The organism is Curtobacterium sp. MCJR17_055 (assembly GCF_003224335.1).
GTDB lineage: Bacteria > Actinomycetota > Actinomycetes > Actinomycetales > Microbacteriaceae > Curtobacterium.
In genome coordinates this window covers 485872-509954 of sequence record NZ_QKLF01000001.1, presented here as the reverse complement: position 1 = coordinate 509954, position 24083 = coordinate 485872, and the positions used below count along the sequence as shown (strand labels likewise).

The 24083-nt window shown below is 72.8% G+C and carries 25 protein-coding genes; 11 read left to right on the top strand and 14 right to left on the bottom strand.

Annotation, left to right across the window (positions count from 1 at the left end; genetic code table 11):
• Positions 1 to 120 precede the first annotated feature (120 nt).
• On the top strand, positions 121 to 873 hold the full coding sequence (locus DEJ16_RS02400; RefSeq protein WP_110823537.1) for an SDR family NAD(P)-dependent oxidoreductase: 753 nt from the start codon (positions 121 to 123) through the stop codon (positions 871 to 873).
• Positions 874 to 1034: 161 nt separating this feature from the next.
• Here the strand turns inward: DEJ16_RS02400 and DEJ16_RS02395 are convergent, their stop codons facing one another.
• The 3 genes from DEJ16_RS02395 to DEJ16_RS02385 form a co-directional block, all read right to left on the bottom strand.
• Positions 1035 to 1973, bottom strand: a complete 939-nt coding sequence (locus DEJ16_RS02395; RefSeq protein WP_110823538.1) for an acetamidase/formamidase family protein — start codon at positions 1971 to 1973, stop codon at positions 1035 to 1037.
• Positions 1974 to 2221: 248 nt separating this feature from the next.
• Entirely contained in the window at positions 2222 to 2491 is a 270-nt protein-coding gene (locus tag DEJ16_RS02390) for a hypothetical protein (RefSeq protein WP_110823539.1), read from the bottom strand.
• Positions 2492 to 2502: 11 nt separating this feature from the next.
• Positions 2503 to 3645, bottom strand: coding sequence for an inorganic phosphate transporter (locus DEJ16_RS02385; protein ID WP_110823540.1), 1143 nt, complete (start codon positions 3643 to 3645; stop codon positions 2503 to 2505).
• A 78-nt stretch (positions 3646 to 3723) separates the two neighbouring features.
• Between DEJ16_RS02385 and DEJ16_RS02380 the strand changes: the two genes are divergently transcribed.
• Positions 3724 to 4596, top strand: a complete 873-nt coding sequence (locus DEJ16_RS02380) for an alpha/beta hydrolase (RefSeq protein ID WP_110823966.1) — start codon at positions 3724 to 3726, stop codon at positions 4594 to 4596.
• 36 nt (positions 4597 to 4632) lie between these two features.
• Here the strand turns inward: DEJ16_RS02380 and DEJ16_RS02375 are convergent, their stop codons facing one another.
• Positions 4633 to 5808: a S9 family peptidase gene (locus tag DEJ16_RS02375; protein WP_110823541.1), complete on the bottom strand. Its 1176-nt coding sequence runs from the start codon at positions 5806 to 5808 to the stop codon at positions 4633 to 4635.
• Between the two features lie 491 nt (positions 5809 to 6299).
• On the opposite strand from DEJ16_RS02375, the gene DEJ16_RS02370 reads away from it, so the two are divergent.
• Together DEJ16_RS02370 and DEJ16_RS02365 are read left to right on the top strand one after the other, a co-directional pair.
• Entirely contained in the window at positions 6300 to 7349 is a 1050-nt protein-coding gene (locus tag DEJ16_RS02370; protein ID WP_110823542.1) for a biotin/lipoate A/B protein ligase family protein, read from the top strand.
• A 100-nt stretch (positions 7350 to 7449) separates the two neighbouring features.
• Entirely contained in the window at positions 7450 to 7779 is a 330-nt protein-coding gene (locus DEJ16_RS02365; protein ID WP_110823543.1) for a hypothetical protein, read from the top strand.
• 10 nt (positions 7780 to 7789) lie between these two features.
• Here DEJ16_RS02365 and DEJ16_RS02360 read toward each other — a convergent pair whose 3' ends face one another.
• From DEJ16_RS02360 to DEJ16_RS02320, 9 genes are all read right to left on the bottom strand, one after another.
• Complete coding sequence (locus DEJ16_RS02360) at positions 7790 to 8074, bottom strand: GNAT family N-acetyltransferase (RefSeq protein WP_110823544.1); 285 nt, start codon at positions 8072 to 8074, stop codon at positions 7790 to 7792.
• Between the two features lie 136 nt (positions 8075 to 8210).
• Positions 8211 to 10523, bottom strand: a complete 2313-nt coding sequence (locus tag DEJ16_RS02355; RefSeq protein ID WP_181419417.1) for an MDR family MFS transporter — start codon at positions 10521 to 10523, stop codon at positions 8211 to 8213.
• Between the two features lie 213 nt (positions 10524 to 10736).
• A complete protein-coding gene (gene pgm / locus DEJ16_RS02350) occupies positions 10737 to 12356 on the bottom strand; it encodes a phosphoglucomutase (alpha-D-glucose-1,6-bisphosphate-dependent) (RefSeq protein ID WP_110823545.1) in 1620 nt (539 codons plus the stop codon).
• A 155-nt stretch (positions 12357 to 12511) separates the two neighbouring features.
• Positions 12512 to 12832, bottom strand: coding sequence for a hypothetical protein (locus DEJ16_RS02345; protein ID WP_110823546.1), 321 nt, complete (start codon positions 12830 to 12832; stop codon positions 12512 to 12514).
• Positions 12833 to 12871: 39 nt separating this feature from the next.
• Positions 12872 to 13540 (bottom strand): bifunctional 2-polyprenyl-6-hydroxyphenol methylase/3-demethylubiquinol 3-O-methyltransferase UbiG, encoded by a 669-nt coding sequence (locus DEJ16_RS02340; protein WP_110823547.1) that lies wholly within the window; start codon positions 13538 to 13540, stop codon positions 12872 to 12874.
• Entirely contained in the window at positions 13537 to 14217 is a 681-nt protein-coding gene (locus tag DEJ16_RS02335; RefSeq protein WP_258365761.1) for a DUF2064 domain-containing protein, read from the bottom strand. Before DEJ16_RS02335 ends, DEJ16_RS02340 begins: the two co-directional genes overlap by 4 nt.
• Entirely contained in the window at positions 14214 to 14948 is a 735-nt protein-coding gene (locus tag DEJ16_RS02330) for a glycosyltransferase family 2 protein (protein WP_110823548.1), read from the bottom strand. The genes DEJ16_RS02335 and DEJ16_RS02330 overlap by 4 nt, the downstream gene beginning before the upstream one ends.
• Before the next feature lie 309 nt (positions 14949 to 15257).
• Complete coding sequence (locus tag DEJ16_RS02325) at positions 15258 to 16328, bottom strand: NAD(P)-dependent oxidoreductase (RefSeq protein WP_110823549.1); 1071 nt, start codon at positions 16326 to 16328, stop codon at positions 15258 to 15260.
• A complete protein-coding gene (locus DEJ16_RS02320) occupies positions 16325 to 17185 on the bottom strand; it encodes an MTAP family purine nucleoside phosphorylase (protein WP_110823550.1) in 861 nt (286 codons plus the stop codon). The genes DEJ16_RS02325 and DEJ16_RS02320 overlap by 4 nt, the downstream gene beginning before the upstream one ends.
• Before the next feature lie 124 nt (positions 17186 to 17309).
• On the opposite strand from DEJ16_RS02320, the gene glp reads away from it, so the two are divergent.
• The 7 genes from glp (at position 17310) to DEJ16_RS02285 (ending at position 23518) form a co-directional block, all read left to right on the top strand.
• On the top strand, positions 17310 to 18569 hold the full coding sequence (gene glp / locus DEJ16_RS02315) for a gephyrin-like molybdotransferase Glp (protein ID WP_258365759.1): 1260 nt from the start codon (positions 17310 to 17312) through the stop codon (positions 18567 to 18569).
• Positions 18566 to 19036 carry a cyclic pyranopterin monophosphate synthase MoaC gene (gene moaC, locus DEJ16_RS02310; protein WP_110823551.1) on the top strand — a complete coding sequence of 157 codons (471 nt, stop codon included), beginning with the start codon at positions 18566 to 18568 and terminating at the stop codon, positions 19034 to 19036. The genes glp and moaC overlap by 4 nt, the downstream gene beginning before the upstream one ends.
• Positions 19033 to 19551 carry a molybdenum cofactor biosynthesis protein B gene (locus DEJ16_RS02305; protein ID WP_110823552.1) on the top strand — a complete coding sequence of 173 codons (519 nt, stop codon included), beginning with the start codon at positions 19033 to 19035 and terminating at the stop codon, positions 19549 to 19551. The genes moaC and DEJ16_RS02305 overlap by 4 nt, the downstream gene beginning before the upstream one ends.
• Entirely contained in the window at positions 19548 to 19985 is a 438-nt protein-coding gene (locus tag DEJ16_RS02300) for a molybdenum cofactor biosynthesis protein MoaE (protein ID WP_110823553.1), read from the top strand. The genes DEJ16_RS02305 and DEJ16_RS02300 overlap by 4 nt, the downstream gene beginning before the upstream one ends.
• A gap of 37 nt (positions 19986 to 20022) precedes the next feature.
• Positions 20023 to 20658, top strand: coding sequence for a hypothetical protein (locus DEJ16_RS02295; protein ID WP_110823554.1), 636 nt, complete (start codon positions 20023 to 20025; stop codon positions 20656 to 20658).
• A gap of 278 nt (positions 20659 to 20936) precedes the next feature.
• The gene (locus DEJ16_RS02290) at positions 20937 to 21335 is read left to right on the top strand and encodes a PLD nuclease N-terminal domain-containing protein (RefSeq protein WP_110823555.1); all 399 of its coding nucleotides are present in this window, start codon (positions 20937 to 20939) and stop codon (positions 21333 to 21335) included.
• Positions 21336 to 21649: 314 nt separating this feature from the next.
• Positions 21650 to 23518 carry an ABC-F family ATP-binding cassette domain-containing protein gene (locus tag DEJ16_RS02285; protein WP_110823556.1) on the top strand — a complete coding sequence of 623 codons (1869 nt, stop codon included), beginning with the start codon at positions 21650 to 21652 and terminating at the stop codon, positions 23516 to 23518.
• A gap of 30 nt (positions 23519 to 23548) precedes the next feature.
• On the opposite strand, the gene DEJ16_RS02280 is transcribed toward DEJ16_RS02285, so the two are convergent.
• A complete protein-coding gene (locus tag DEJ16_RS02280; RefSeq protein ID WP_110823557.1) occupies positions 23549 to 24043 on the bottom strand; it encodes a MarR family winged helix-turn-helix transcriptional regulator in 495 nt (164 codons plus the stop codon).
• Positions 24044 to 24083: the final 40 nt, after the last annotated feature.

Below are 24083 nucleotides of genomic sequence, written 5' to 3'. Positions count from 1 at the left end.
AACGAACCAGTTGGGCCGCCTCACCCCGCTGTCTCTGACCGCCAGGCGTACGATGGGCATCTGGACAACAGGTGTTGCCCAGATGAGACGGGCCGGAAGGCACCAGGAGGAGCAGGACGCATGAACGGGTTCGAGGGCAAGGTCGCCATCGTCACCGGAGGTGGCAGCGGGATCGGCGAGTCGATCGCGAAGGAGCTCGCGGCAGCGGGGGCCTCCGTCGTCGTGACGGACATCAAGCAGGAGGCGGCCGAGCGCGTCGTCGCCGAGATCGAGCAGGCCGGTGGCACCGCGGCCGCCGTCGCCGCGAACTCGGCCCTCGCCGCCGACAACGAACGTGCCGTGCAGTTCGCCGTCGACACCTACGGCGCACTGCACCTCGCCGTGAACAACGCCGGCATCGGTGCTGCCCCGCAGCCCATCGGCGAGTACGACGTCGAGGCGTGGGACCGCGTCCGCGCCGTCGACCTGGACGGGGTCTTCTACGGCCTCCGCTACGAGATCCCCGCGATCCTCGAGTCGGGCGGCGGCGCCGTCGTCAACATGTCGTCGGTCCTCGGCTCGGTCGGCATCGCGAACAACGCGGCCTACGTGGCGTCGAAGCACGCACTCGTCGGGCTCACGAAGGTCGCGGCGCTCGAGTACACCGCGAAGGGCGTCCGCACCAACGCCGTCGGCCCGGGCTTCATCGACACCCCGCTGGTCCGGTCCTCGCTGAGCGCCGACGAGCTCGCCGGCCTCGAGTCCCTGCACGCCGCCGGACGGCTCGGCACCGACACCGAGGTCGCCGCGCTCGTCCTCTTCCTGCTGAGCGACCAGGCGTCGTTCATCAGCGGCAGCTACCACCTGGTGGACGGCGGCTACTCCGCGCACTGACCGTCCGTGCACTGACCCTCACGCACCCGCCTCCGTGCACCGACCCTCCGTGCGGTCGCGCGGGCGGCCTCGAGCCGGTGCGCGTGCACCGGCCGGCGGACCGGCTGGGAGGCCCGATCGTCGTGAGCAGACCTGCTCACGACCGTCGGGCCTCCCGTCCGTCAGCGGGTCTGCGTGAGGATCGCGTCGTGTGCGAGCAGTGCGTGCACGCCCCACGTCCGGTTGGCGATCTGCGTGATGCGCATGCTCACCGCGACGCTCGCCATCGCGAGCGCCTCGGCGCGGCCGATGCCGTGCTCCGCCGCGATCCAGTCGATCATCCGGTCGAGGGCCGTCGTCGTCGCCGCGTTGAGGTCCGCGTCGAAGCCGAACGTGATGCGCCCGGCCGGGGTGTCGGCGTGGATGCCCGCGACCGGCGCCGTGTCGAGCAGGGACAGCGTCATCGTCGTCGTCATGCCGCACTCGACGGCCGTGCCGGAGACCTCGCCGTCGCCCTGGGCGGCGTGCCCGTCCCCGACCGTCAGCAGCGCGTCGGGCACCGTCACCGGCAGGTACAGCGTGGCGCCGGCGACGAGCTCGCGGCAGTCGATGTTCCCGCCACCGACGGCCCGGGGCGGGGTGGTCACATGCTCGCCGGTGGCCTCCGGCGGAACGCCGACGACGCCGAGGAACGGGGCGGTCCGGACGCCGAGTCCGAGCTGGTTGGAGGCGGTCCCCGCCGACGCGTCGATGTCCCAGAGGAGCGGCCCTCGCGTCGACGGGTCGGCGAGCCCGAGCGCTCGGTTCAGCGGGGTGTCCACCCCACCGGAACCGGTGTAGCCCCAGTCGTCCGGGACGAGGTCGTCGAACCGGACCGCCAGCACCTGCCCGGGACGGGCGCCCGCGACCGCGATCGGCCCGAGCAGGCAGTGGCCTCGTCGCGGACTGATGAGGGTCGGCACGTCGACGCCCGGTGCCGGCAGACGCTCGGTGTAGCCGGCGGCGTCGAGCGTGTGGACGGTGACGGTGTCGCCGGGCTCGACCGTCAGCACGGGCCGGCGTTCGGCGGTGAACACGTCGACGGCGGTGTCCGCGGTGGTCGCGATGCGGTGGTGGGTCACTCGGCGATCCTGCCAGGCCGCACCTGGCGGCGCCGTGGGGCGGGCCTCCCGGCCGGGCGCGGGACGTGGGCCGCGGGCGGGGTGGGCGTGCCTGCGAGGCGGGTCTGCCTGCCCAGCCTGTGAGACGGGCCTGCCTGGGAGACGGGCCCGTCTCCGGGTGACGCCGCACGACGGACGAGACGCCGCCGGAACCGGCGGCGTCTCGGGTGCGAGGTGGTGTCTCGAGCAGACGGTGGCGTCTCGAACGGTCAGTGGAACTGGGGGATCGTCAGCCAGATCCCGTACAGGACGGCTGCGCCGCAGAGCGCGAAGCAGACGCCGGCACCGAGGGACGCCATGCGCGGTGTCGAGCCCGAGCGCGGGGTCTCCTCGGCGTACTGGGTGCGCTCGCCGCCGACGTCGGCGGGTTGACCGGTGCCGAGCAGGCGCAGGCCGAGCGTGTAGAGCAGCACGACGCCGACGGCGGCCACGAAGCCCACCCCCGCGACGGTGCCGATCGCTCCGAAGTCGATGTCCATCTGGTCCTCCCTCAGTTCCCGGCGGCCACGGACTCGCGCTCCGGGGCGCCCTCGCGCACGTCGTCCGCACCGATCGGCTTGCGGCGGGCGAGGACGGCGAACGTGAGCCCGCCGACCAGGGCCAGCACCGCCACGACGACCAGCCCGATGGTGGAGCTCGACGCGATCCACGTCGCCAGACCGCCCACCACCGCGGCGGACGGCAGCGTGATCACCCAGGCCACGACGATCTTGCCGACGACACCCCAGTGCACGTCGGCCAGCTTCTTGCCGAGGCCCGAACCGATGACCGAGCCGCTCGTCACGTGCGTCGTCGAGAGGGCGAAGCCGAGGTGCGAGGACACGAGGATCGTCGCGGCCGAGCTGGTCTCCGCCGCGAACCCCTGCGGGGACTGCACGTCCGAGATCCGCTTGCCGACGGTCTTCATGATCCGCCAGCCGCCCATGTACGTGCCGAGGGCGATCGCGAGCCCGCAGGTCAGGACCACCCAGAGCTCCGGGGCGGTCCCCGCGCCCTGGTAGCCCGCCGCGATGAGGGTCAGGGTGATGACGCCCATGGTCTTCTGCGCGTCGTTCGTCCCGTGGGCGAGCGACACCAGGGAGGCGGACACCGTCTGGCCGTGCCGGAACCCGGTGGCGGCGCCGTGCGTGGTCGCGTTCTTCGTGATCGTGTAGGCCAGGTAGGTCGCGACGAGGGCGATCACCCCGGCGATGACCGGGGAGAGCAGCGCCGGGAGCACGACCTTGGAGACGACCGTGGCCCAGTCGACCGAGTCCAGCCCGGCACCGATCACCGACGCCCCGATGAGCCCGCCGAACAGGGCGTGGGTGGACGACGACGGCAGGCCGGAGTACCACGTGGCGAGGTTCCAGAGCACGGCGCCGACGAGCCCCGCGAAGACCATCGTCGGGGTGATGTGGATGCCGTCCTCTCCTTCGCGGATGAGGCCCTGTGACACGGTCTTCGCCACCTCGGTGGAGAGGAACGCACCGACGAGGTTCAGCACGGCGGAGATGAGGACGGCGGTGCGGGGCTTGAGAGCACCCGTGGCCACCGAGGTGGCCATGGCGTTCGCGGTGTCGTGGAACCCGTTCGTGAAGTCGAACACGAGGGCCACCACGATCACCAGCACGACGGTGACGAGGACGTCCATGCGCGGAACGCTAGGCCGGTACCCGAAGGTGCGCGTGAACGACGGATGAACAGGTGCGACGTCTGCCAGGATGACGCCGTGCCCACCTTCTCCGCTGCCCGAGGTGACTCCTCGTTCACCGACGCACACGGCGTCGAGATCGTCTACTCGACCTGGCGTGCGGGCAGGGCGAAGGGCATCGTGCAGATCGCGCACGGCGTCGGGGAGCACGCGCTGCGCTACGAGCCGCTCGCCCAGGACCTCGTGCGCGCCGGCTGGACCGTGCACGCGACCGACCACCGCGGCCACGGCCGGACCGGTCTCGGACAGTGGGACGGCGACCACGGGAAGCTCGGACGCCTGGGCCCGGGTGGACTGCGGGCGGCGATCGCGGCGGTCGAGCAGATGACGACCGTGGCGATGGACGGCGACCCCGGGCTGCCCGTCGTGCTGCTCGGACACTCGTGGGGGTCGCTCATGGCCCAGCGGATCGTGAACACCTCGTCGGAGCGGTACGCGGGCGTCGTGCTGTCGGCGACCGCGCTCCGGTTGCCCGGGTTCATGAACGGCGGGGACCTCAACCGGCGGCACGCGGCGTCCGGTCCGACGAAGCACGAGTGGCTCACCCGGGACCGGGCGGTCATCGACGCCGTCGGGGTCGACCCGCTCGCGGTCGAGGCCGACGTGCTCGGGTTGTTCGGGCTGCCGGACACCCTCCGGCTGCTCGGGGTCCCGCGCCGGGCGATCCCGCACGACCTGCCGATGCTGCTGCAGGTCGGCTCCGAGGACTCGCTCGGCGGGCCCCGGTCCGTCGAGCTGCTCGCGCGGGCGTACCGGCGGCGTGGTCAGCTCTCCGACGTCACGGTGCGCGTGTACGAGGGGGCGCGGCACGAGGTCTACAACGAGACGAACCGTGACGAGGTGGTCGCGGACCTCGTCGCGTGGCTCGACCGGGCAGTCGACCGCAGCTGACCGGCGAGGCCGACGCCTCGGTCGGAGGACGCCGTGTCAGCTGGCGGTGCCGCCGTGCTCCGTGGACACGGCCGCGTCCACATCCGCCGACCGTGCCGCCACGCGTGCGAGGAACCGGCGCACCGACCCGTGGAACAGGTCCGGGTCCCGGTTCATCTCCGAGCCGTGCGGACAGGACGCGACCTCCACCAGGGTCGCCGCCGGTCCCGCCGCCGCGACGAAGCGCCGCGAGGCGTCGATCGGCACGTCCCGGTCGCCGACGCTGTGGATCACGAGCAGCGGGACCCCGACCGGCGGCCGCGGTCGCATCCGTCCGAGGGGGATCGGCGTCCGCATGCCGGCGAGCCGGGAGAGTCCCGGCAGCGTGAGCGCACCGGCGCCGAGCACGCCGAGGAACCCCGGGAAGCCGGCCTTCACCGCGCCCCACCGGAGCGCGGTGAACCAGTCGAGGGCCGGACACACCAGGACCATCGCGTCCACGCGGTCCCGGAGTGCGGAGTCGCTCGCCGCGTGCATCGCGATCGTCGCCCCCATCGACCACCCGACGAGGACGAGCCGCTCCGCACCGTGGTCGACGGCGTACCGCATCGCGGCGTCGAGGTCGTGCCACTCGTCGGAGCCGAACGTCGCCGGCAGTCCACGGTCGTCCTCGACATCGCCGCGGTACCCGATCACGAGCGAGGTCATGCCGGCGTCGAGGGTGTCGGGGACGCCACGGAGGACGGCGGTCCGGCTGGAGTGGATGCCGTGCACGTGGATCGCCCACGTCGTCGCCCCGGGAACGGGGAAGAGCCAGGCCGGTCGGTCCGAGCCGTCCGCCGTGATCGTGACCTGGGCGGAGTCGGGCGACACGGCTGTCGGCTCGTCGAGGAGGTACCCCGTCCAGAGCAGCTCGTCACCCGGGGCCGGCAGCGTCGCGGGGGCGTCGAGCACCGCGCGGCACACCCGCTCGCCGTCGTCGGTGCGGACGTCACCGAGCAGGACGCTGTGCTCGTCGTCCCCGAAGTACACCCGGTACACGCCCGGGCACCGGGTCTGCTCGTCGGCCGGCACGGTGACGCCCGCGGGACCCACGTCGAGGACGGTCACGGTCCGCTTCGGACGCGGATGGACGGCCTTGCGGGCGACCACGACACCCGCTGCGGTCGATGCCGCGAGCCCCACGGCGGCCGCTCCCGCCACAGCACGGACCACGACGCCGGTCATGCCCATGCGCGGACCCCGCCGCCACGTCCAACGCCCGGTCCGACGTCGCCCGGTTCGATGTGGTGCGGTCCGACGTCGTGCGGTCCGACGTCGTGCGGTCCTGTGCCGTGCTGTCCGGCGCTGCCCTGGCTGCCGCTGCCTTGGCTGCCGCTGTCCTGTCTGACCACACGACGACCCTATTCGGGAACCAGCGACCGACCCGCGACCTGTGGATGAACACACCCACCGACGGAGAAGACCCCGGCCTGTTGGGGGGGAACAGACCGGGGCCGGACCACTCGACCCATTGGGGGGAACGGATCGAGTGGCGACGCCCGAGGCTCGAGGGGGGTCGCACCCCAGGCGTGGTGACGACGCTACGCCCGCACACGCACAGCGGCAACTCGGTTCGTTTTCAGGTGATCGGGTCGCACTGCGGGCGACGGACGCCGTTCCCGGCCGCCGGACGGGAGGCCCGCTGCGGGGCCGCCACGGGCCTCCCGGAATAGGGTGGCGACATGCACGGTGAGTACAAGGTCCCCGGAGGCAAGCTCGTCGTCGTCGACCTGGAGGTCGTCGACGGCAAGATCGACCAGTTCCGCCTGGCCGGTGACTTCTTCCTGGAACCGGACGACGCGCTCCCGCTCATCGACCAGGCGGTGGACGGGCTCCGTGCCGACACCGACGCGGCCGGCATCGCCGCCGCGGTCCGCCACGCGCTGCCGGAGGACGCCGTCCTGCTCGGCTTCACGCCCGAGTCCGTCGGGGTCGCGGTACGGCGGGCGCTCTCGCGCGCCTCCTCGTGGCGGGACTACGAGTGGCAGGTCGTCCACGAGGGGCCGATCAGCCCGAACGAGCACCTCGCGCTCGACCAGGTCCTCACCGAGGAGGTCGGGGCCGGACGCCGCGGGCCGACGCTGCGCATCTGGGAGTGGGACCAGCCCGCGGTCGTCATCGGGTCCTTCCAATCGCTCAAGAACGAGGTCGACCCGGCCGGCGCTGAGAAGTACGGCGTGCAGGTCGTGCGGCGGATCTCGGGCGGCGGTGCGATGTTCATGGACGCGGGCGCGATCATCTCGTACTCGCTGTACGTCCCGACCGACCTCGTGCAGGGCATGACGTTCGCCGACTCCTACGCGTACCTGGACGAGTGGGTGATCGAGGCGCTGAAGTCCCTGGGCATCGAGGCGTACTACCAGCCGCTCAACGACATCACCTCGACCAAGGGGAAGATCGGCGGGGCCGCACAGAAGCGCCTCGGCACCGGGTCGCTCCTCCACCACGCCACCATGAGCTACGACATGGACGGCGAGAAGATGGTGGAGGTCCTCCGCATCGGCCGCGAGAAGATGAGCGACAAGGGGACGACGAGCGCTGCGAAGCGGGTCGACCCGCTGCGCTCGCAAACCGGTCTGACCCGCGCGGAGATCATCGACCGGCTCATCGGCACGTTCACGAAGCTCTACGGCGCGACCGAGGGGCACGTCACCAACGCCGAGCGGCAGCGGGCGCAGGAGCTCGTCGAGACGAAGTTCTCGACGCGGGAGTGGCTCGAGCGCGTGCCCTGAGCGCCGACTCCCGGGGTCCGGCCGTCGCCGTCGGTGCGGATCGCGAGGATCAGCCGCGCGGCGGATGTCCTCCGTCGATCGGCCACGTAGCGTCACTCCCGTGAACTGGTTGATCTTCCTGGGGGCGGTGGCCGTCGCGGCCGTCGTGATGTGGATCGCCGACCGTCTGGGCTGGATCGACCTGTCGAACAAGGCCACGCGCGGGGGCGGATCCGGCGGTGCGGTCGGGATGCTGGACGAGGTGTTCGCCCCGACGCGGCACGAGACGCAGACCGAGTACGAACGGCAGGCGCGGTTGCCGCGGGAGGCGCCGACGCCGTCCCGTCACGACCACGACCTGCTGAGCGGGTCGGTGCTCATCCGGGTGCCCGCCGTCGGGGCACACTCGGCTGGTGCGCACCGGGCCGGTACGCACGACCGCCAGTACTGACGGGAACGCGTCAGCGAGCCGTGAGCTCCTGGTAGTCCGGGTGCCGCTCGACCCAGGCCGCGACGTAGCTGCACTGGGCGACGACACGTCGGTCGGAGTTCGCGCGGACGTCGTCGAGTGCGTTCTGGACGAGCATCGACGCGTGGCCGCCGCCGCGGTGTTCGGGGTCGACCTCGGTGTGCACGAAGCGGATCTCGTCGCCGTCGACCTCGTAGGCCGCCAGCCCGATCACCTCGCCGTCCTCGACGAGGGAGTACTGGTTCTTGTCGGTGTCGTTGCGCACGTCGAGACTCATCGTCCGGACGTTACCCCGGTCGGCCCGGAGTCGGCACGGAGTCGTCCCGGTGCGGGCGCGGAACGTGACGAGGGCGGGTCCGCGCGGCGGTGTCCCGTCGCTCGGACCCGCCCTCGTCCGGGGCTACTCGGCGCAGCTACTCGGCGCTGTGGCGACCGTGCGGGTGGTCGTCGTGGCCCGACGGTGTCGCCGGAGCCGTGCCGGCAGCGTGGGCGCCGTGCTGCGTCCGGATCGCGCCGGTCAGCGTCGGAGGCTCGTCCACCGGGGTCGACGCCGCGTGCGCTCCGTGCGTCGTCGCCGCCGGCAGGACGTCGGGGGAGGTGGGCACGACCGCCGTCGAGCCGGTGTCGGGGGAGACGAGCGAACCCGACCCCGCGGCGGCCTGCTGTGCGTCGACGGTCAGGCGGTCGTCGTCGGCGCTCTTCCGTGCGGCGTCGGCCTGCTCCTGCAGGGCCGAGGTCTTCCGGAGCGGCGGCACGCGGAAGAACCACGTGAGGACGAACGCCACGAGGACGACGGCCAGACCCACCCAGTAGACGGTCACGGCGGAGTCGCTGAACCCGACCAGGAACGGACGGCTCAGTCGCGGGTCGGCGCCGTTGAGGAAGGACGTGTCGTTGGTGGACGACGTGGTCGACGACGTCCCGCCCTTCCCGTCGCGGAGCTGGTCGACGAGCTCCGGCGCCACCGCGTCGACGACGTCACGACGCTGGTCGGCGTCGGAGTAGTCGACCTGCAGCGTGCCGTCGACGACCTCGGCGTTCGCCTTCGCGGCGGCGGCCCGCAGTGCCTGCTGCTCGGCGGCACCCTTCGCGTCGTCGACCTGCTGGGCGATGACCGTGTCGGCGGCCGCGGCGGGGACCCGTCCGGCGGCGACCTGCTGCTGGACGGCCGCGGTGACCCGCTCCGTGACGGCCTGGTCCGCCGCGCGCTTGGCCTGTACGGCGCCCTGGTCGAGACCGTCCTGCACGTTCCGCTTGACCGGCGTGACGATCGGGTCCCAGATCTGGTCCATCACGCCCGCGTTCTGCTCGGCGTTCGCCACGGCCGGGTTGAGCGCCGCGTTCAGGGCGCTCTTGAGGTCGGACTCGTTCTGGAGCGCCCCGGAGATGTTGGTCGGCATCAGGCTGAACAGCACCGAGAGCAGCACGGCGGTGCCCATCGTGCCGCCGATCTGTCGGAAGAACGTCGCGGCGCTGGTGGCGACACCGATGTCCCGCGGACTCACCGAGTTCTGCGCCGCGAGGGTCAGCGTCTGCATGAGCTGTCCGAGCCCGAGGCCGATGAGGAACATCCCGGTCATGAGGAACCACAGCGGGCGGTCCGCGGTCAGGAACGTCAGGACCGTGTAGCCGACGGCGGTGAAGGCCGTGCCGGTGACCGGGAAGATGCGGTACTTGCCGGTGCGCGAGACGATCTGTCCCGATGCGATCGAGGAGATCATCAGGCCGAGGACCATGGGCAGCATCGCGAAGCCGGACTCGGTCGGGGTGACCCCCTTGACGATCTGCAGGTACAGCGGGATGGTCAGCATCGCGCCGAACATGCCGAAGCCGATGAGCACGGACAGGACGGCTGCCATCGAGAACACGTGCGAGCCGAAGAGCTTCAGCGGCAGGATCGCGTCGTCGCCCATCGCACGCTCGACGATGACGAACGCGATGAGCCCGAGTGCGCCGATGCCGTAGCAGGCGAAGGCGCCGGGGGAGTCCCAGCCCCAGTCGCGGCCCTGTTCGGCGATGAGCAGCAGCGGCACGAGGGTGACGATGACGAGGCTGGCACCCCACCAGTCGATGCGCGGCTTCCGGCGCTCGCCGAAGTTGGGCAGGTGCAGGAACGTCAAGACCATGAACAGCGCGATGACGCCGATCGGGACGTTGATGAGGAACACCCACCGCCAGCCGTCGACGAACAGCAGGTCGTCGGCGCCGGCGAAGACACCGCCGACCAGTGGCCCGATGACGGAGGAGATGCCGAACACGGCGAGGAAGTAGCCCTGGTACTTGGCGCGCTCACGCGGCGCGAGCATGTCGCCCATGATCGCCAGCGGCAGCGACATCAGGCCACCGGCGCCGAGGCCCTGCAGCGCACGGAAGCCGGCGAGCATGAGCATGGACGTCGAGAACGAGGCCGCGAGCGAGCCGATGATGAAGATGCCGATGGCCGTGATGAACAGCGGTCGCCGACCGAACAGGTCGGAGAGCTTGCCGTAGATCGGCGTCGTGATCGTCGAGGCGATCAGGTACCCGGTCGTCACCCACGCCTGCTGGTCGAGCCCGTGCAGGTCGTCGCCGATGGTGCGGATGGCCGTGCCGACGATCGTCTGGTCGAGGGCGCCGAGGAACATGCCGGCCATGAGGCCGTAGATCACCAGGAGGATCTGGCGGTGGTTCATCACGGCGTTCGACGCCGTGGTGGGGGCCGCGGGTGCGGTCGCGGTCTGTGTCATGTGCGGGACTCCCGAGGACTTTGCGCTGCGTGCAAAGTTACAACCGCCGCACGCACGGCGTGCTCCGGCGGGGCGTTCCTGTGGGGATCGGCAGCCGTCCACAGCCCGACGTGCGGCTGGACTGGAGGCCCGCATCGCGCGGTCGCCGAGGACCCGCACCAGGGGCCCGGCGCGCACGGCAGGGGTCAGCCGTGCACGGAACGACGGCCGGTGTCAGGCCCCCAGCGCGGCGTCGACGATCTCCTTGGCCTCGCGCTGCACCTGCTCGAGGTGTTCCTGCCCGACGAAGCTCTCGGCGTAGATCTTGTAGACGTCCTCGGTGCCCGACGGGCGGGCGGCGAACCACGCCTTGTCGGTGACGACCTTCACGCCGCCGACGGCCGCGTCGTTGCCCGGTGCCTTCGACAGCTTGGCGGTGATCGGGTCGCCGGCCAGGGTCTCGGCCTGGATGGCGTCGCCGTCGAGCTTGCCGAGGCGCGCCTTCTGCTCCTTCGAGGCGGCGGCGTCGACCCGCTGGTAGACCGGGGCGCCGAACCGTTCGGTCAGCTCGGCGTACAGCTGCGACGGCGTCTTGCCCGTCACGGCGACGATCTCGGACGCCAGGAGCGCCAGGATGATGCCGTCCTTGTCCGTCGTCCACGCGGTGCCGTCCTTGCGGAGGAACGAGGCCCCGGCGGACTCCTCACCGCCGAAGGCCACCGAGCCGTCGATCAGGCCGGGGACGAACCACTTGAACCCGACCGGGACCTCCCACAGGCGACGGCCGAGGGACTCCGCGACGCGGTCGATGATGCTCGACGACACCAGGGTCTTGCCGATGGCCGCGTCCTCGCGCCACTGCGGGCGGTGCGCGTACAGGTACTCGATCGCGACGGCGAGGTAGTGGTTCGGGTTCATCAGCCCGCCGTCCGGCGTGACGATGCCGTGCCGGTCGGAGTCGGCGTCGTTGCCGGTCAGGACGTCGAAGTCGTCCTTCCGCGCGACCACGGACGCCATGGCGGAGGGGCTCGACGGGTCCATCCGGATCTTCCCGTCCCAGTCGAGCGTCATGAACGACCAGGTCGGGTCGACGTCCGGGTTCACGACGGTGAGGTCGAGTCCGTAGTGGTCGCGGATGAGGTTCCAGTACGGCAGCGACGCGCCACCGAGCGGGTCGGCACCGATCTTCACCCCGGCGCGCTTGATCGCGTCGATGTCGATGATGTTCTCGAGGTCCGCGACGTAGTTGTGCAGGAAGTCGTAGCCGTCGTGGGTGGCGTGCTCGGCGCGCTGCACCTCGGCGTTGCCGCCGGCGATGATCGCGTTCGCCCGGTCCGCGATCCACGTCGTCGCGTCGCTGTCGGCCGGGCCGCCGTGCGGCGGGTTGTACTTGAAGCCGCCGTCACGCGGCGGGTTGTGGCTCGGCGTGATGACGATGCCGTCGGCGGTGTCGTCGTGGCCGGCCGTGTTGTAGGCGATGATCGCGTGGCTCAGCGCGGGTGTCGGCACGTAGCCGTTGTCGGCGTCGGCGAGGACGTGCACGCCGTTCGCGGCGAGGACCTCGAGCGCGGTCCGCTCGGCCGGGCCGGAGAGCGCGTGCGTGTCACGGCCGATGAAGAGCGGGCCGTCGATGCCCTGCGCGGTGCGGTACTCGACGATCGCCTGCGTGATGGCGGCGATGTGCGTGTCGTTGAACGCTGTGTCGAGCGACGAGCCCCGGTGGCCGGAGGTGCCGAAGACGACCTTCTGCTCGGGGTTCGTGACGTCCGGGACCCGGTCGTAGTACGCGGCGATGAGGGCGTCGAGGTCGACGAGGTCGTCTGCGGTCGCTGGGGTGCCGGCACGGTCGTTCATGTGCCCATCCTGGCATCCGACGGGTGGACGCGTTCAGGGTCACCGCTGGACGAGCAGGACGGCCGCCTGCCGGACGAGGAGCGAGCGGCCGCCTTCCCGGACGAAGGGGGGCGTCAGGGAGTGCGACCGCTCGCGGTCTGGGGGAGTGGTGCGGGTCAGGCGGTGCGGAACGACCCCGTGGCCGTCCGGACCGAGCCGGTGACGGTGCGGGTGCTCGCGGTGACCGTGCTCGGTCGACGGGACCGCGTGTCCACGAAGCGGCCGAGGCGGCCCACGGCGACGCCGGTGTAGCTCCCGATCGTGTCGGTCCGGGCGTCCGCGGACGAGGTGTACGTGCCGTGCTCGTCGCGCTGCCGGAGCCCGCTCACGAAGGTCCCGCCGAGGGGGAAGGTGTTCATGGTGGTCTCCTCGCTGTCGTGCCGAGGTGTCACGTCCGTCGAGTCGACGTCCGCGACGCCGTCGACTGCTGCGACCACTCTACGTCCTTCTCTTGCATGATGCAAAAGAAGGACGGCTCAGGCGACGAGCTCGCAGAAGTGCCGACCGCCGTCCGTCCAACTCTGACGGGCGGTGAGCCCCGCGGCGGCGGCGTGTGCACGGAGTGCTGGCAGGCCGACCTCGGCCCACGGGAAGGCCGAGCTGGCGTGGCCGTCCGCGTCCGTCACCGTGGCCGTGTAGGTGCGGTCGGCGTCGGCGTCGCGGTTCGTCTCGACCACCACGCGGCCGCCCGTCCGGACGATCTGCGCGGCGCGGGACAGGAGCGCGACCGGGTCGCCGCCGATGCCGATGTTCCCGTCGATGATGAGCGCGGTGTCCCACCGGCCCTCGTCCGGCACCGGGTCGAAGACCGATCCCTGGACCGCGCGACCGCCGGAGCGCTGGGCGATCGCCACGGCCTCGGCCGAGACGTCCACGCCGAGCGCGGGCAGACCCATCCGGAGCGCGGCGACGAGCATCCGGCCCGGTCCGCACCCGAGGTCGATCACGGGGCCGTCGGCACCCTCGAGGAGCGACACGTCGACCCGGTCCGCGGCGGCACTCCAGCGGCCGACGTCCATCGTGACGACCTCGCCGGGGCGGGCGGGGTCCGTCAGACGCAGTCGACCGTCGGACCGCAGGGCGCGGGCGTAGGGCTCGTCGCCGCCGGCCCCGAAGGCCTGGACGGTGCTGGTCGTGTCGGTCATCGGACACCTCCGGAGGTGGTCGTGGACTCCGCGGCCAGGGCCGCGGCGAACCGCGTTGCGGGCGCGAGAGCCGCGACGCGCTCGGCGTCGGGCAGCGTGTCGACGTCGAGCAGCTCGGCCAGGAGGCCCGGCTCGAGTCCGGCGGTCCGCAGGCGTGCGAGCTGCACGGCCCCGGTGTCGTCCTGCGACATCGGCACGCCGCGCAGCAGGTCGCCGGTCGGCTCGCGCAAGTACAGCGACCAGAACCCGCCGTCCTCCGCCGGACCGAACCACGCGTCCCGCTCGGGACCGGCGAACACCGGGGCGAGCGCGTCGGCGGACACCTGCGGGGTGTCCATGCCGACCAACAGGAGCGGCTCGTCCACGGTGTCGAACAGGAACCCGAGGCGCTCGTCGAGCCCGCCACCGGGCTGGTGGACGACGTCGAAGCCCTCGGCACCCTCGGGCAGGACGTCGCCGTCGAAGAACAGGACCCGGCGGGCGGCGGGGAGCGCGGAGACCGTCGCGAGGGTGTCGGCGAGGCTCGCGGCGGCGACCCGTGCGGCGCCCTCGGGGGAGAGTGCCGGGGTCAGGCGCGTCTTGACCTTGCCCGGCAGGCACTCCTTCGCGACGACCGCGACCGTGATGCCCACGGGCCCGTCGGTGCCGGGTCCGCCCGTGGTGCGCGCGGCCGTCACGAGCGGGCCTCGGCGGCGACGCGCTGGCGGACCGACACGGGCGCGGCGGAGCGGGTCCGGGCCTCCCGGCGGTACGCACGGAGCAGGCGGGACATGTCCTTGACGGCGTTGACCGTCCCGCGGAGCGTCCCGGTGACCTTGCTGTCGCCGATGCGCTGCGCGTACCCGATGTCCGACTCGTCGACGCGCCACCCGGCGGCGTGGGCGGCGAGGACCATCTCGAGCGGGTAGCCGCTGCGGCGGTCGCGGAGGTCGAGGGCGACGAGGTCCTCGCGGTGCATCACGCGCATCGGGCCGAGGTCGTGCAGTCGGTAGCCGGTCGCACGTCGCATGAGGACGGCGAGCACGCGGTTCGCGAAGCGTGCGTGCGGGGCCCAGGCGCCGCGGCTCGTCGGGACACGGCGGCCGAGGGCGAGGTCGACCCGACCGTCCGCGACCCGCTGCACGAGGGCGGGGAGCTCGGCGGGGTCCATCGACGCGTCGGCGTCGCAGAAGGCGACGTAGTCGGCGGTCGCTGCTGCCACACCGGCGGCGCAGGCGGAGCCGAACCCGCGGACCGGTTCCGTCACGACGAGGGCGCCGTGCGCGCGGGCGACGTCCGCCGAGCCGTCGGTCGAACCGTTGTCGACGACGATCGCCCGGTAGCCCTCGGGGAGCCGACCGATCACCTGCGGCAGGGCGTCCGCCTCGTCGAGGCAGGGGAGGATCACGTCGACGCTCATGGAGACCATTCGGTGCCCTCCGTCGGATCGACTGGTCGAGCTGTCGTCCTCGGGGTGCGGTCCGGCGTCGGGGTCGGCGGCGGGGTGTTGCGTCATGCACACGAGCAAACACGATCCCGGCTGTCGGGGGACAGTGAACGCGTCCCCGACGGCCGTTCTGCGCACCGTCCGCGGTGTGCCGATGCGCGGCGGACCGCGCTGTGGTGCGACCGCGCCCACCCGGAGGGGGTGGGAGCCGGGAGGCCCGTGGCGGGGCCGCCACGCGCCTCCCGGCCCTGTTCGGGGGACAGGACGGCGCCGCAGCGCGGGAGCCCGGACCTAGCGCACGGCCGCCCGGAGCGGCGCGGTCGCGAACTCCCGCATGCCGCGGGTGAAGTCGACCTGCGCGCGCCAGCCGAGCTCGTCCGCGATCCGCGAGGACGACGCCGTCACGTGCCGCACGTCACCCAGGCGGTACTCACCGGTCACGACCGGTTGCGGACCGTCCGGACCGGCGATCGCGGCGGCCATCTCGCCGATGGTGTGCACCGTGCCCGAACCGACGTTGAAGGCGCGGAACGACTCGGACGGCGCGGAGCCGGTCGCGTCGATCGCGGCGAGGTTCGCTCCCGCGACGTCGTCGACGTGCACGAAGTCGCGGCGCTGTGCCCCGTCCTCGAAGACGCGCGGCGCCTCGCCCCGCGCCAGCGCCGAGCGGAACAGGGACGCGACCCCGGCGTACGGCGTGTTCGCCGGCATGCCCGGGCCGTAGACGTTGTGGTAACGGAGGGCGACGGCGCGGCCGCCCGTGGCGCGGGACCACGACGAGGCGAGCTGCTCCTGCGCGACCTTCGTCTGGGCGTACACGTTCCGCGGGTCCAGTGCGGCGGACTCGTCGATCAGCCCGGGTCGGAGCGGCCGACCATCGGGGCCGATCGGGTCGAAGCGGCCGGCGTCCAGGTCCTCGCGGCGGCGGGCCGGCGGGCGCATCGGGTCGCCGTCGGCGGTGCTGTACGCACCCTCACCGTAGACGACCATCGAACTCGCGACCACGAGCCGGTCGATGTCGAGACGGTCCATCGCGGCGAGCACGTGCGCGGTGCCGGCGTCGTTGCTCGAGACGTAGTCGGGCGCGTCCTGGAAGTCGACACCGAGGCCGACCTTCGCCGCCTGGTGGCAGACGACGTCGACGTCCTGCAGCGCGGCGTCGAGGGCGGCACGGTCACGGACGTCGCCGTGCACGAGCTCGATCCCCGCGGTCCGGTGCGCGGTGACGACGGCCTCCGGGTCGCCGTGCACGTCGGTGCGGAGGGAGTCGAGGACGCGGACCTCGTGTCCCGCCGCCAGGGCCTGCCGGACGATCGCGGAGCCGATGAACCCGGCGCCGCCGGTCACGAGCAGCCGGGTCACGGGCGGAGGTCCATCACGCGGGCGCTGGCGCTCGCCGGGACGAGTTCGCGCGGCGTGTAGTCCTCGGGGACCGCGGCGACGATCGAGCCGATGGCGCGGACGATGACCTCGTTCGCGCGGGCCAGACGGTCCATGACGGCCTGGTGCGTGACCGGCGCCTCGGTGTTGGTCGTGGCGTCGGTGCTCGTCGTCTCGTCGGTCACCGGGGCCAGGCCCGCGTCGGCGTCGGTCACGAACGACAGGTTCACCGTGCCGATGCCGAGCTCCGCGGCCAGCGGGACCTCGGGCGTCATCGTCATGTTGATCGTGTGGCCGCCGGCCTCGCGCATCCAGACGGACTCGGCGCGGCTCGAGAACCGCGGGCCCTGGATGACGACGCACGTGCCGGTCGGGCGGAAGGGCACGTCGAGCGCCGCGACGGCGTCGATCGCCGCGCGCCGGAGCACCGGGTCGAAGGGGTCGGCGAAGGAGAGGTGCTGGACCTCGTCCTCGAAGTAGGTGTCGGCCCGGCCCCAGGTCCGGTCGATGAGCTGGTCCGTCACGACGAAGGTCCCGGGGGCGTAGTCCGGGTGCAGGCCGCCGACGGCGCTCGAGGACACGACGGCGCGGACGCCCAGGGAGCGCAGTGCCCACAGGTTCGCGCGGTGCTCGATGCGGTGGGGCGCGACGGAGTGGGCCCGGCCGTGGCGGGTGAGGAAGGCGACCCGGCGGCCGGACATCGTGCCGATGCTGATCGGGCTGGAGGTCGGGCCGAACGGCGTCGGGACGTCGACCTCGTCCGCGGTGCCGGGTTCGAACAGTTCGTACAGGCCCGAGCCGCCGATCACGCCGATCGTCGTCGTCTTCTCGTTCTCCACAGGTCCTCCGGTCGTCCTCGGCGCTGGTCGGCGCCGTCGTTACGCTACAGATGCGGGCCAGGAGCGGCCCGCGTGTGGTGCCGTCGTCCTGTCGGCGCCACGTCACGACCATTCGGAGGCGCGCGTGCGAACGATCGGTCAGCACCGGGACGCGGTCCAGGCGCTCGTGGGACCGGCCCTGCCGACCGCGGGGTCGTCGCTGCCGCCGGAGTCGTCGTCGGTCGTCGCGCTGGCCGTGGAGTCCGGAGCAGGCCACGGGTACCGCGTGCTCGCCACCACCGTGCTCGCGCCGACGCCCCTGCCGGCCTTCGACAACAGCCAGATGGACGGGTTCGCCGTCCGCGCCGCCGACGCCGGTACGACCGTCCGGGTGGGCGCACCCATCCCGGCCGGGGTCGTGCCCCCGCCGCTCGGCGCGGGCACCGCGGCCCCGATCATGACCGGAGCGCGGATCCCGGACGGGGCGGACGCCGTCTTCCCGGTCGAGTCCACGCCCGCCCGGTCCTTCCCCGCCGCTCTGCAGTCCGACGACGTGCCGGTGCCGCCCGACCTCGCCTCGGGGGCCTTCGTGCGTGTCGCCGGCTCCGACCTGGCCGCGGGTGCTCCGATCGCCCGGGCCGGGCAACCCCTCACCCCGGCCGTGCTCGGTGCGCTGGCAGGCGCCGGCGTGACGACGGTCGACGTGGTCCGGCGCCCGCGGGTGCTCGTCGTGTCGACCGGCAGCGAACTGCTCGACCCCGGGTCGACGGCCGACACCGACCTGCGCGCCGGGGCCGCCATCGGCGACGCGAACGGGGTCGCACTCTCCGCCGCGCTCGCCGAGGTCGGGGTCGACACGCGGCGGGTCCGGGTCCCCGACGACCCCGACCGGTTCCTCGGCGCCCTCGACGACGCCGTGGGCGACTGGGCCGACGTCGTGCTCACCACCGGGGGGATCAGCGCGGGGGCGTACGAGGTCGTCCGGCAGGCCCTCGGACCCCGCGGGCTCGTCGTGACCCCGGTCACGATGCAGCCGGGCGGGCCGCAGGCGCTCGGATCGGTCCCGGTCGCCGGCCGAACGGTCCCGGTGGTCGCCTTCCCCGGCAATCCGGTCTCGGCGCTCGTCTCGTTCGAGGTGTTCCTCCGCCCGGTCCTCGCCCGCGCCGTCGGGCTGCCGGAGCACCGTCCGACCGCGGAGCTGCCGGCGGCCGAGCCCACGACCTCGCCCGCGGGCAAGCACCAGGTCCGTCGCGGGACCGTCGTCGACGGCCGCGTGCACTTCGTCGGGGGCCCGAGTTCGCACCTGCTCTGGCACTACGCCGAAGCCACCCACCTCGTCCACGTCCCCGTCGGCGTCGCCAGCGTCGAGCCGGGCGACTCCCTGACCGTCTGGAGCATCCGATGACCGACCTGTCCCACGTCCGCGCCGACGGCAGCGCCCACATGGTCGACGTCTCCGAGAAGGACGTGACCGCCCGGGCCGCGACCGCCACCGCGACGCTCGTCACCCGACCCGACGTCGTCGCACGCATCCTGGACGGCTCGTTGCCGAAGGGCGAGGTCATCGGTACCGCCCGCATCGCGGCGATCATGGCCGTCAAGAAGACCTCGGACCTCATCCCGCTCTGCCACCCGCTGCCGATCGCCGGCGTCGAGGTCGACATCTCCGGCGCCGACGACCGAGTCGTCGTCGAGGTGTCCGTGCGGACGACCTCACGCACGGGCGTCGAGATGGAGGCCCTGACCGGTGCGAGCGTCGCCGCGCTCACCGTCTACGACATGGTGAAGGCGGTCGACAAGACGGCCTCGATCACCGACGTCCGCGTACTCGAGAAGCGCGGCGGCCGCTCCGGCGACTGGAGTGCCCGATGAACGACACGGCCGTCCCGGACCGAGGACGGGCCTCCGTCGTCGTGGTGTCGACCTCGGCCGCCACGGACCCGGCCCTCGACCGCACCGGGCCGGTCATCGCCGACTGGCTGCGGGACCGCGGTTTCGCCGTCGGTGACCCGGTGATCGTCGCCGACCGTGGTCCCGTCGCCGACACCCTCGCCGCTGCCGTCGCCGGTGGCGCACGGGTCGTCATCACGACGGGCGGGACCGGCGTCACGCCGACCGACCGCACCCCGGAGGCCGTCGCACCCCTGCTCGACCTGGAACTGCCCGGCATCGTCGAGGAGATCCGCCGGCGGGGACTGGCCGGAGCCGGACCGACCGCGCTCCTCAGCCGTGGCGTCGCCGGCATCGTCGGGGGCGGCACGTTCGTCGTCACGCTGCCGGGGTCCCGTGGCGGGGTGGCGGACGGCCTGGCCGTGCTCGACGGCCTGCTCGACCACCTGCTCGCTCAGCTGCACGGTGACGGTCACGCTCCCCGGAGCGCCTCGTGAGTGCCGGAGCCGCGGACCGCGTGGTCGTCGCGGACGTCGTCGACCGCGACATCACGGTGGACGAGGTCTCGCGGGTCGTCGCCTCCGACCACGACGGCGCGGTCGTCACCTTCGCGGGGGTCGTCCGCGACCACGACGGCGGGAAGGGCGTCACCGCGCTCGACTACGAACGGCACCCGAGCGCCGGCGAGGTCATCGCCGAGGTCGCCCGGACCATCGCGGAGCAGCACCCGGAGGTCCGCGTCGCCGTGCTGCACCGCGTCGGGGCACTCGGCATCGGGGACGTGGCGCTCGCCGCGGCGGTGGCGTCGGGGCACCGCGCCGAGGCGTTCGCGGCGTGCGGGGCGCTCGTCGACCTCGTCAAGGAACAGGTGCCGATCTGGAAGCACCAGCGCTTCACCGACGGGACGGACGAGTGGGTCGCAGCGCTCTGATGACGGCGGTGCGCGCAGTGGTGTTCGATCGGGAGTCGTGAGCATCGACGGCCTGGTGGCCCGACGGTGGGCCGCAGCGGACGAGGACGCCGAACGCGTGCTCGCCCACGAGCAGTCGCTCCTCCGGGTGACGCCGTGGACGAAGTGGAGTCTCGGACTCGGCCTGGCGGCGCTCCTGGCCGCGATCGCCGGCTTCGTCCTGCTGCCGCGGGGAGAGGACGACGTGGCGCACTTCGTCGTCGGGATGGTCCTCGTCGGAGCGGCTGTCGCGTCCGTCGTCGTCCGCCTGGTCGTCGCCGCGCGCAGTCGACGGGTCGTCGGGACCGCGTTCCCGACGGTGACGACGGTCCTGTCCGCGCGGGAGCGGCACGCCGTCGCTCGTGCCGTGGACGGGAGAGTCCGCGCACCGGAGGACCGACTCCGGATCGTCCGCGCGGCTGCCGTACTCCGTGCCGCTCCCCACCGGATCGAAGAGATGACCTGGTACTCGGCGTTGTTGGCCGCCCTCGCCGTCGGGAGCTCGACCGCGGCCCCGGCCGGCGGCGCACTGTACGGCGTCGCGGCCGTCCTCTCGGCAGGAGCTGCGGTGTACGCCGGACTCGACGTCGCCCGGGTCCGACGAGCGCTGCGGTCGTCGCCGACGCCGTGGGAAGCAGCCGTCACGCACCCCTGACCCGTGCGGCAGGCGGCGCCGGGTCGGCTCGGCCGGGCCGGCTGCGCTGGGCCGCTGGCGCCGGGCCGGCTCCGCAGGCCTGGCCGCGGTGAGCTGGCTGTGTCGGGCCGGCTGCGCTGGGCTGGCCACGCTGGACCGCCGCGTCCGGCCGCGAAACCGACAGAAGGCCGCCGGACTTCCGCAGTGGTCTGTCGGTTCCGCGCAGGAGTCGGCCCGCGGCACCGCCCCGTGAACACGGGCGTAGCGCCGCCGCCTCGAGACTCCCTAGTATCCGGACCATGGGAATCCTGCTGTCCGGCGTGAGCGTCGTCCTGCTCGTGTTCGCCCTCATCGACATCATCACGCGCCCCGACAGCGAGGTCCGCGGCCTGCCGAAGGTCGCCTGGATCATCCTCGTGATCCTGTTGCCGTTCGTCGGCAGCATCGTGTGGTTCGCGATCGGCCACGACTGGAGCGCCGGCCCCCGGAGCCACGGCCGGTACGTCGAACCGAAGCGCCACGAGGACGGGTACGCCACCCTCGGCGCCGCCAAGGTCGCACACGGGGACAAGCGGATCTCCGGCACGGAGCAGGAACTCGCCGAGCTCGAACGGGAGATCGAGTACTGGGAGGCCCAGGCGCGCCTAAAGCGGGCGAAGGAAGCCGCCGGCGAGGGCGACCCGAGCCCCGCGAGCTGAGTCGAGCCTCCAGGACGGACCCGGCGCCGCGCGGACCCGCACGACGAACTCCTGACCGAACCACGGGCGTCCGCGGTTCGGACCGGATGCCGCTGGCCGGATCCGGACCGCGCCGCCGAGCCCGGCCGACAGCTCGCCGCCGCGCCTCCGGACCCGAGCCCCCGGCCGCCGCGCTGCCCGGCCTCTGGTCGCCATGCCGCTCCGGCCTCCGGCCTCCGGACCCGAGCCCCCGGCCCGCCGCCGATCCCGGCCGACAGCTCGTCGCCACGCCGCCCGCGGCGCGGCGCGCCCCCGCGCCCGCCTACCCTGGTCAGGTGGCTCATCTCCTCGGCGCCGAGAACGTGCATCTCGAGTTCCCCACCCGTGTCGTCTTCGACAGCGTGACCATCGGCCTCGACGAGGGCGACCGGATCGGCGTCGTCGGGCGCAACGGCGACGGCAAGTCGACGCTGCTCGCCCTCCTCGCGCAGCGGCTCGAGCCGGACACCGGCCGGGTGACGCACCGTCGCGGCGTGACGATCGGGTACCTCGACCAGCGCGACGTCCTGCCCGAGGGCATGACGGTCGGGCAGGTCGTCGTCGGTGACCTCGCCGAGCACGAGTGGGCGGGCGACCCGAAGATCCGCGACGTCATCGGCGGCCTGGTGTCGGACATCCCGTGGGACGAGACCGTCGACGAACTGTCCGGTGGGCAGCGTCGGCGGGTGGCCCTGGCGCGCCTGCTGGTCGGCGACTGGGACGTGCTGTTCCTCGACGAGCCGACGAACCACCTGGACGTCGAGGGCATCCAGTGGCTCGCCGAGCACATCAACCGCCGCTGGTCGTCGAACCAGGGCGGGATGGTCGTCGTGACCCACGACCGGTGGTTCCTCGACGCGGTGTCGACCGACACGTGGGAGGTGCACGACGGCGTCGTCGAGCCCTTCGAGGGCGGCTACGCGGCGTACATCCTGCAGCGCGTCGAACGTGACCGGCAGGCGGCGTCGAGCGAGCAGCGCCGGCAGAACCTGGCGCGCAAGGAGCTCGCCTGGCTCCGCCGCGGTGCCCCGGCGCGGACGAGCAAGCCGAAGTTCCGCATCGACGCGGCCAACGCCCTCATCGACGACGTCCCACCGATCCGCGACACCGTCGCCCTGTCCCAGACGGCGACGGCGCGCCTGGGCAAGGACGTCGTCGACCTCATCGACGCGGGCGTCTCGTTCGACGGCACGATGATCATCGAGGGCGTCGAGTGGCGCATCGCCCCGGGGGAGCGCACCGGCATCCTCGGCCCGAACGGCGCCGGCAAGTCGACGTTGCTCAACCTCGTCTCCGGGAAGCTCCAGCCGACCACGGGCCGGGTGAAGACGGGCAAGACCGTGCAGATCGCGGTACTCGACCAGCAACTCGCCGACCTGCAGCAGTTCGCCGAGGACCGCGTCCGCGAGGTCGTCGCCCGCAAGAAGACGAGCTACGTCGCCGACGGCAAGGAGATGACGCCGTCGCAGTTGCTCGAGCGCCTCGGCTTCACGTCCGAGCAGCTGTCGACGCCGGTCAAGGACCTGTCCGGTGGGCAGAAGCGCCGCCTGCAGCTCATGCTCATCCTGCTCGACGAGCCGAACGTCCTGATCCTCGACGAGCCCACGAACGACCTCGACACCGACATGCTCGCGGCGATGGAGGACCTGCTCGACACCTGGCCCGGCACCCTCCTCGTCGTCAGCCACGACCGGTACCTGCTGGAGCGCGTCACCGACCAGCAGTACGCCGTCCTCGGCGGGCACCTGCGGCACCTGCCGGGCGGTGTCGACGAGTACATGCGCCTGCGCGCCTCCGGCAGCGGCGGTACGACGGCGTCGGCGGCTGCCGCCGCATCGGCCGGGAGGCCCGACACCGCCGGTGCGTCCGCGGTCGCCGCCGCCTCGGGGCTGCGTCCGGCAGCGGGGACCAGTGCGGCTCCGGCCGTTGCGCCGACCCTGTCCGGTTCGGAGCGCCGCACCGTCGAGAAGGAGATGTCGGCCCTCGACCGTCGGATCGCCAAGCTCGGGGACGACCGGAAGAAGCTGCTCGACTCGTTCGCGACGCACGACCAATCCGACTACGAGGGGCTCGGGAAGCTGCAGGGGCGGCTCGCCGACCTCGATGCCGAGGTGGAGCAGCTCGAGGAGCGGTGGCTCGAGGTGGCGGAGCAGCTCGGGGTCTAGCCCGGGCTCCAACGGCAGTGCCGGTCGGCGTCAGTCACCGAGACCGAGGATGAGGCGCCGCAGCAGGCCCGCGAGCTGGTCCTGCTCACCCGCGGACAGACCGGCGAGGATGTCCCGCTCGGCTTGCAGCAGGTCGGCGATGGCCGCGTCGACGGCAGCGCGACCGGCGTCGGTGAGCGTCACCAGGACACCGCGACCGTCACGGGGATCCGTCCGGCGGGCGACGAGCCCGCGGGCGGCGAGGCGGTCCACCCGGTTCGTCATCGTGCCGCTCGTCACCAGGGTCTGCTGGAGCAGCGCCTTGGGACTCAACTCGTACGGGTCGCCCGCGCGCCGGAGCGCCGACAGGACGTCGAACTCCCACGGCTCCGTCCCGCCCGCCTCGAACGCCTGACGTCGGGCGCGGTCCAGGTGCCGGGCGAGCCGGTCGACCCGCGACAGCACGTCGAGCGGGGCGAAGTCCAGGTCCGGGCGCTTCCGCCCCCACGCCGCGACGATCCGGTCGACCTCGTCCTCTGGCGGCATCCGTCCATCATGGCGTGGATCGGCGGCGCACGACCAGTGT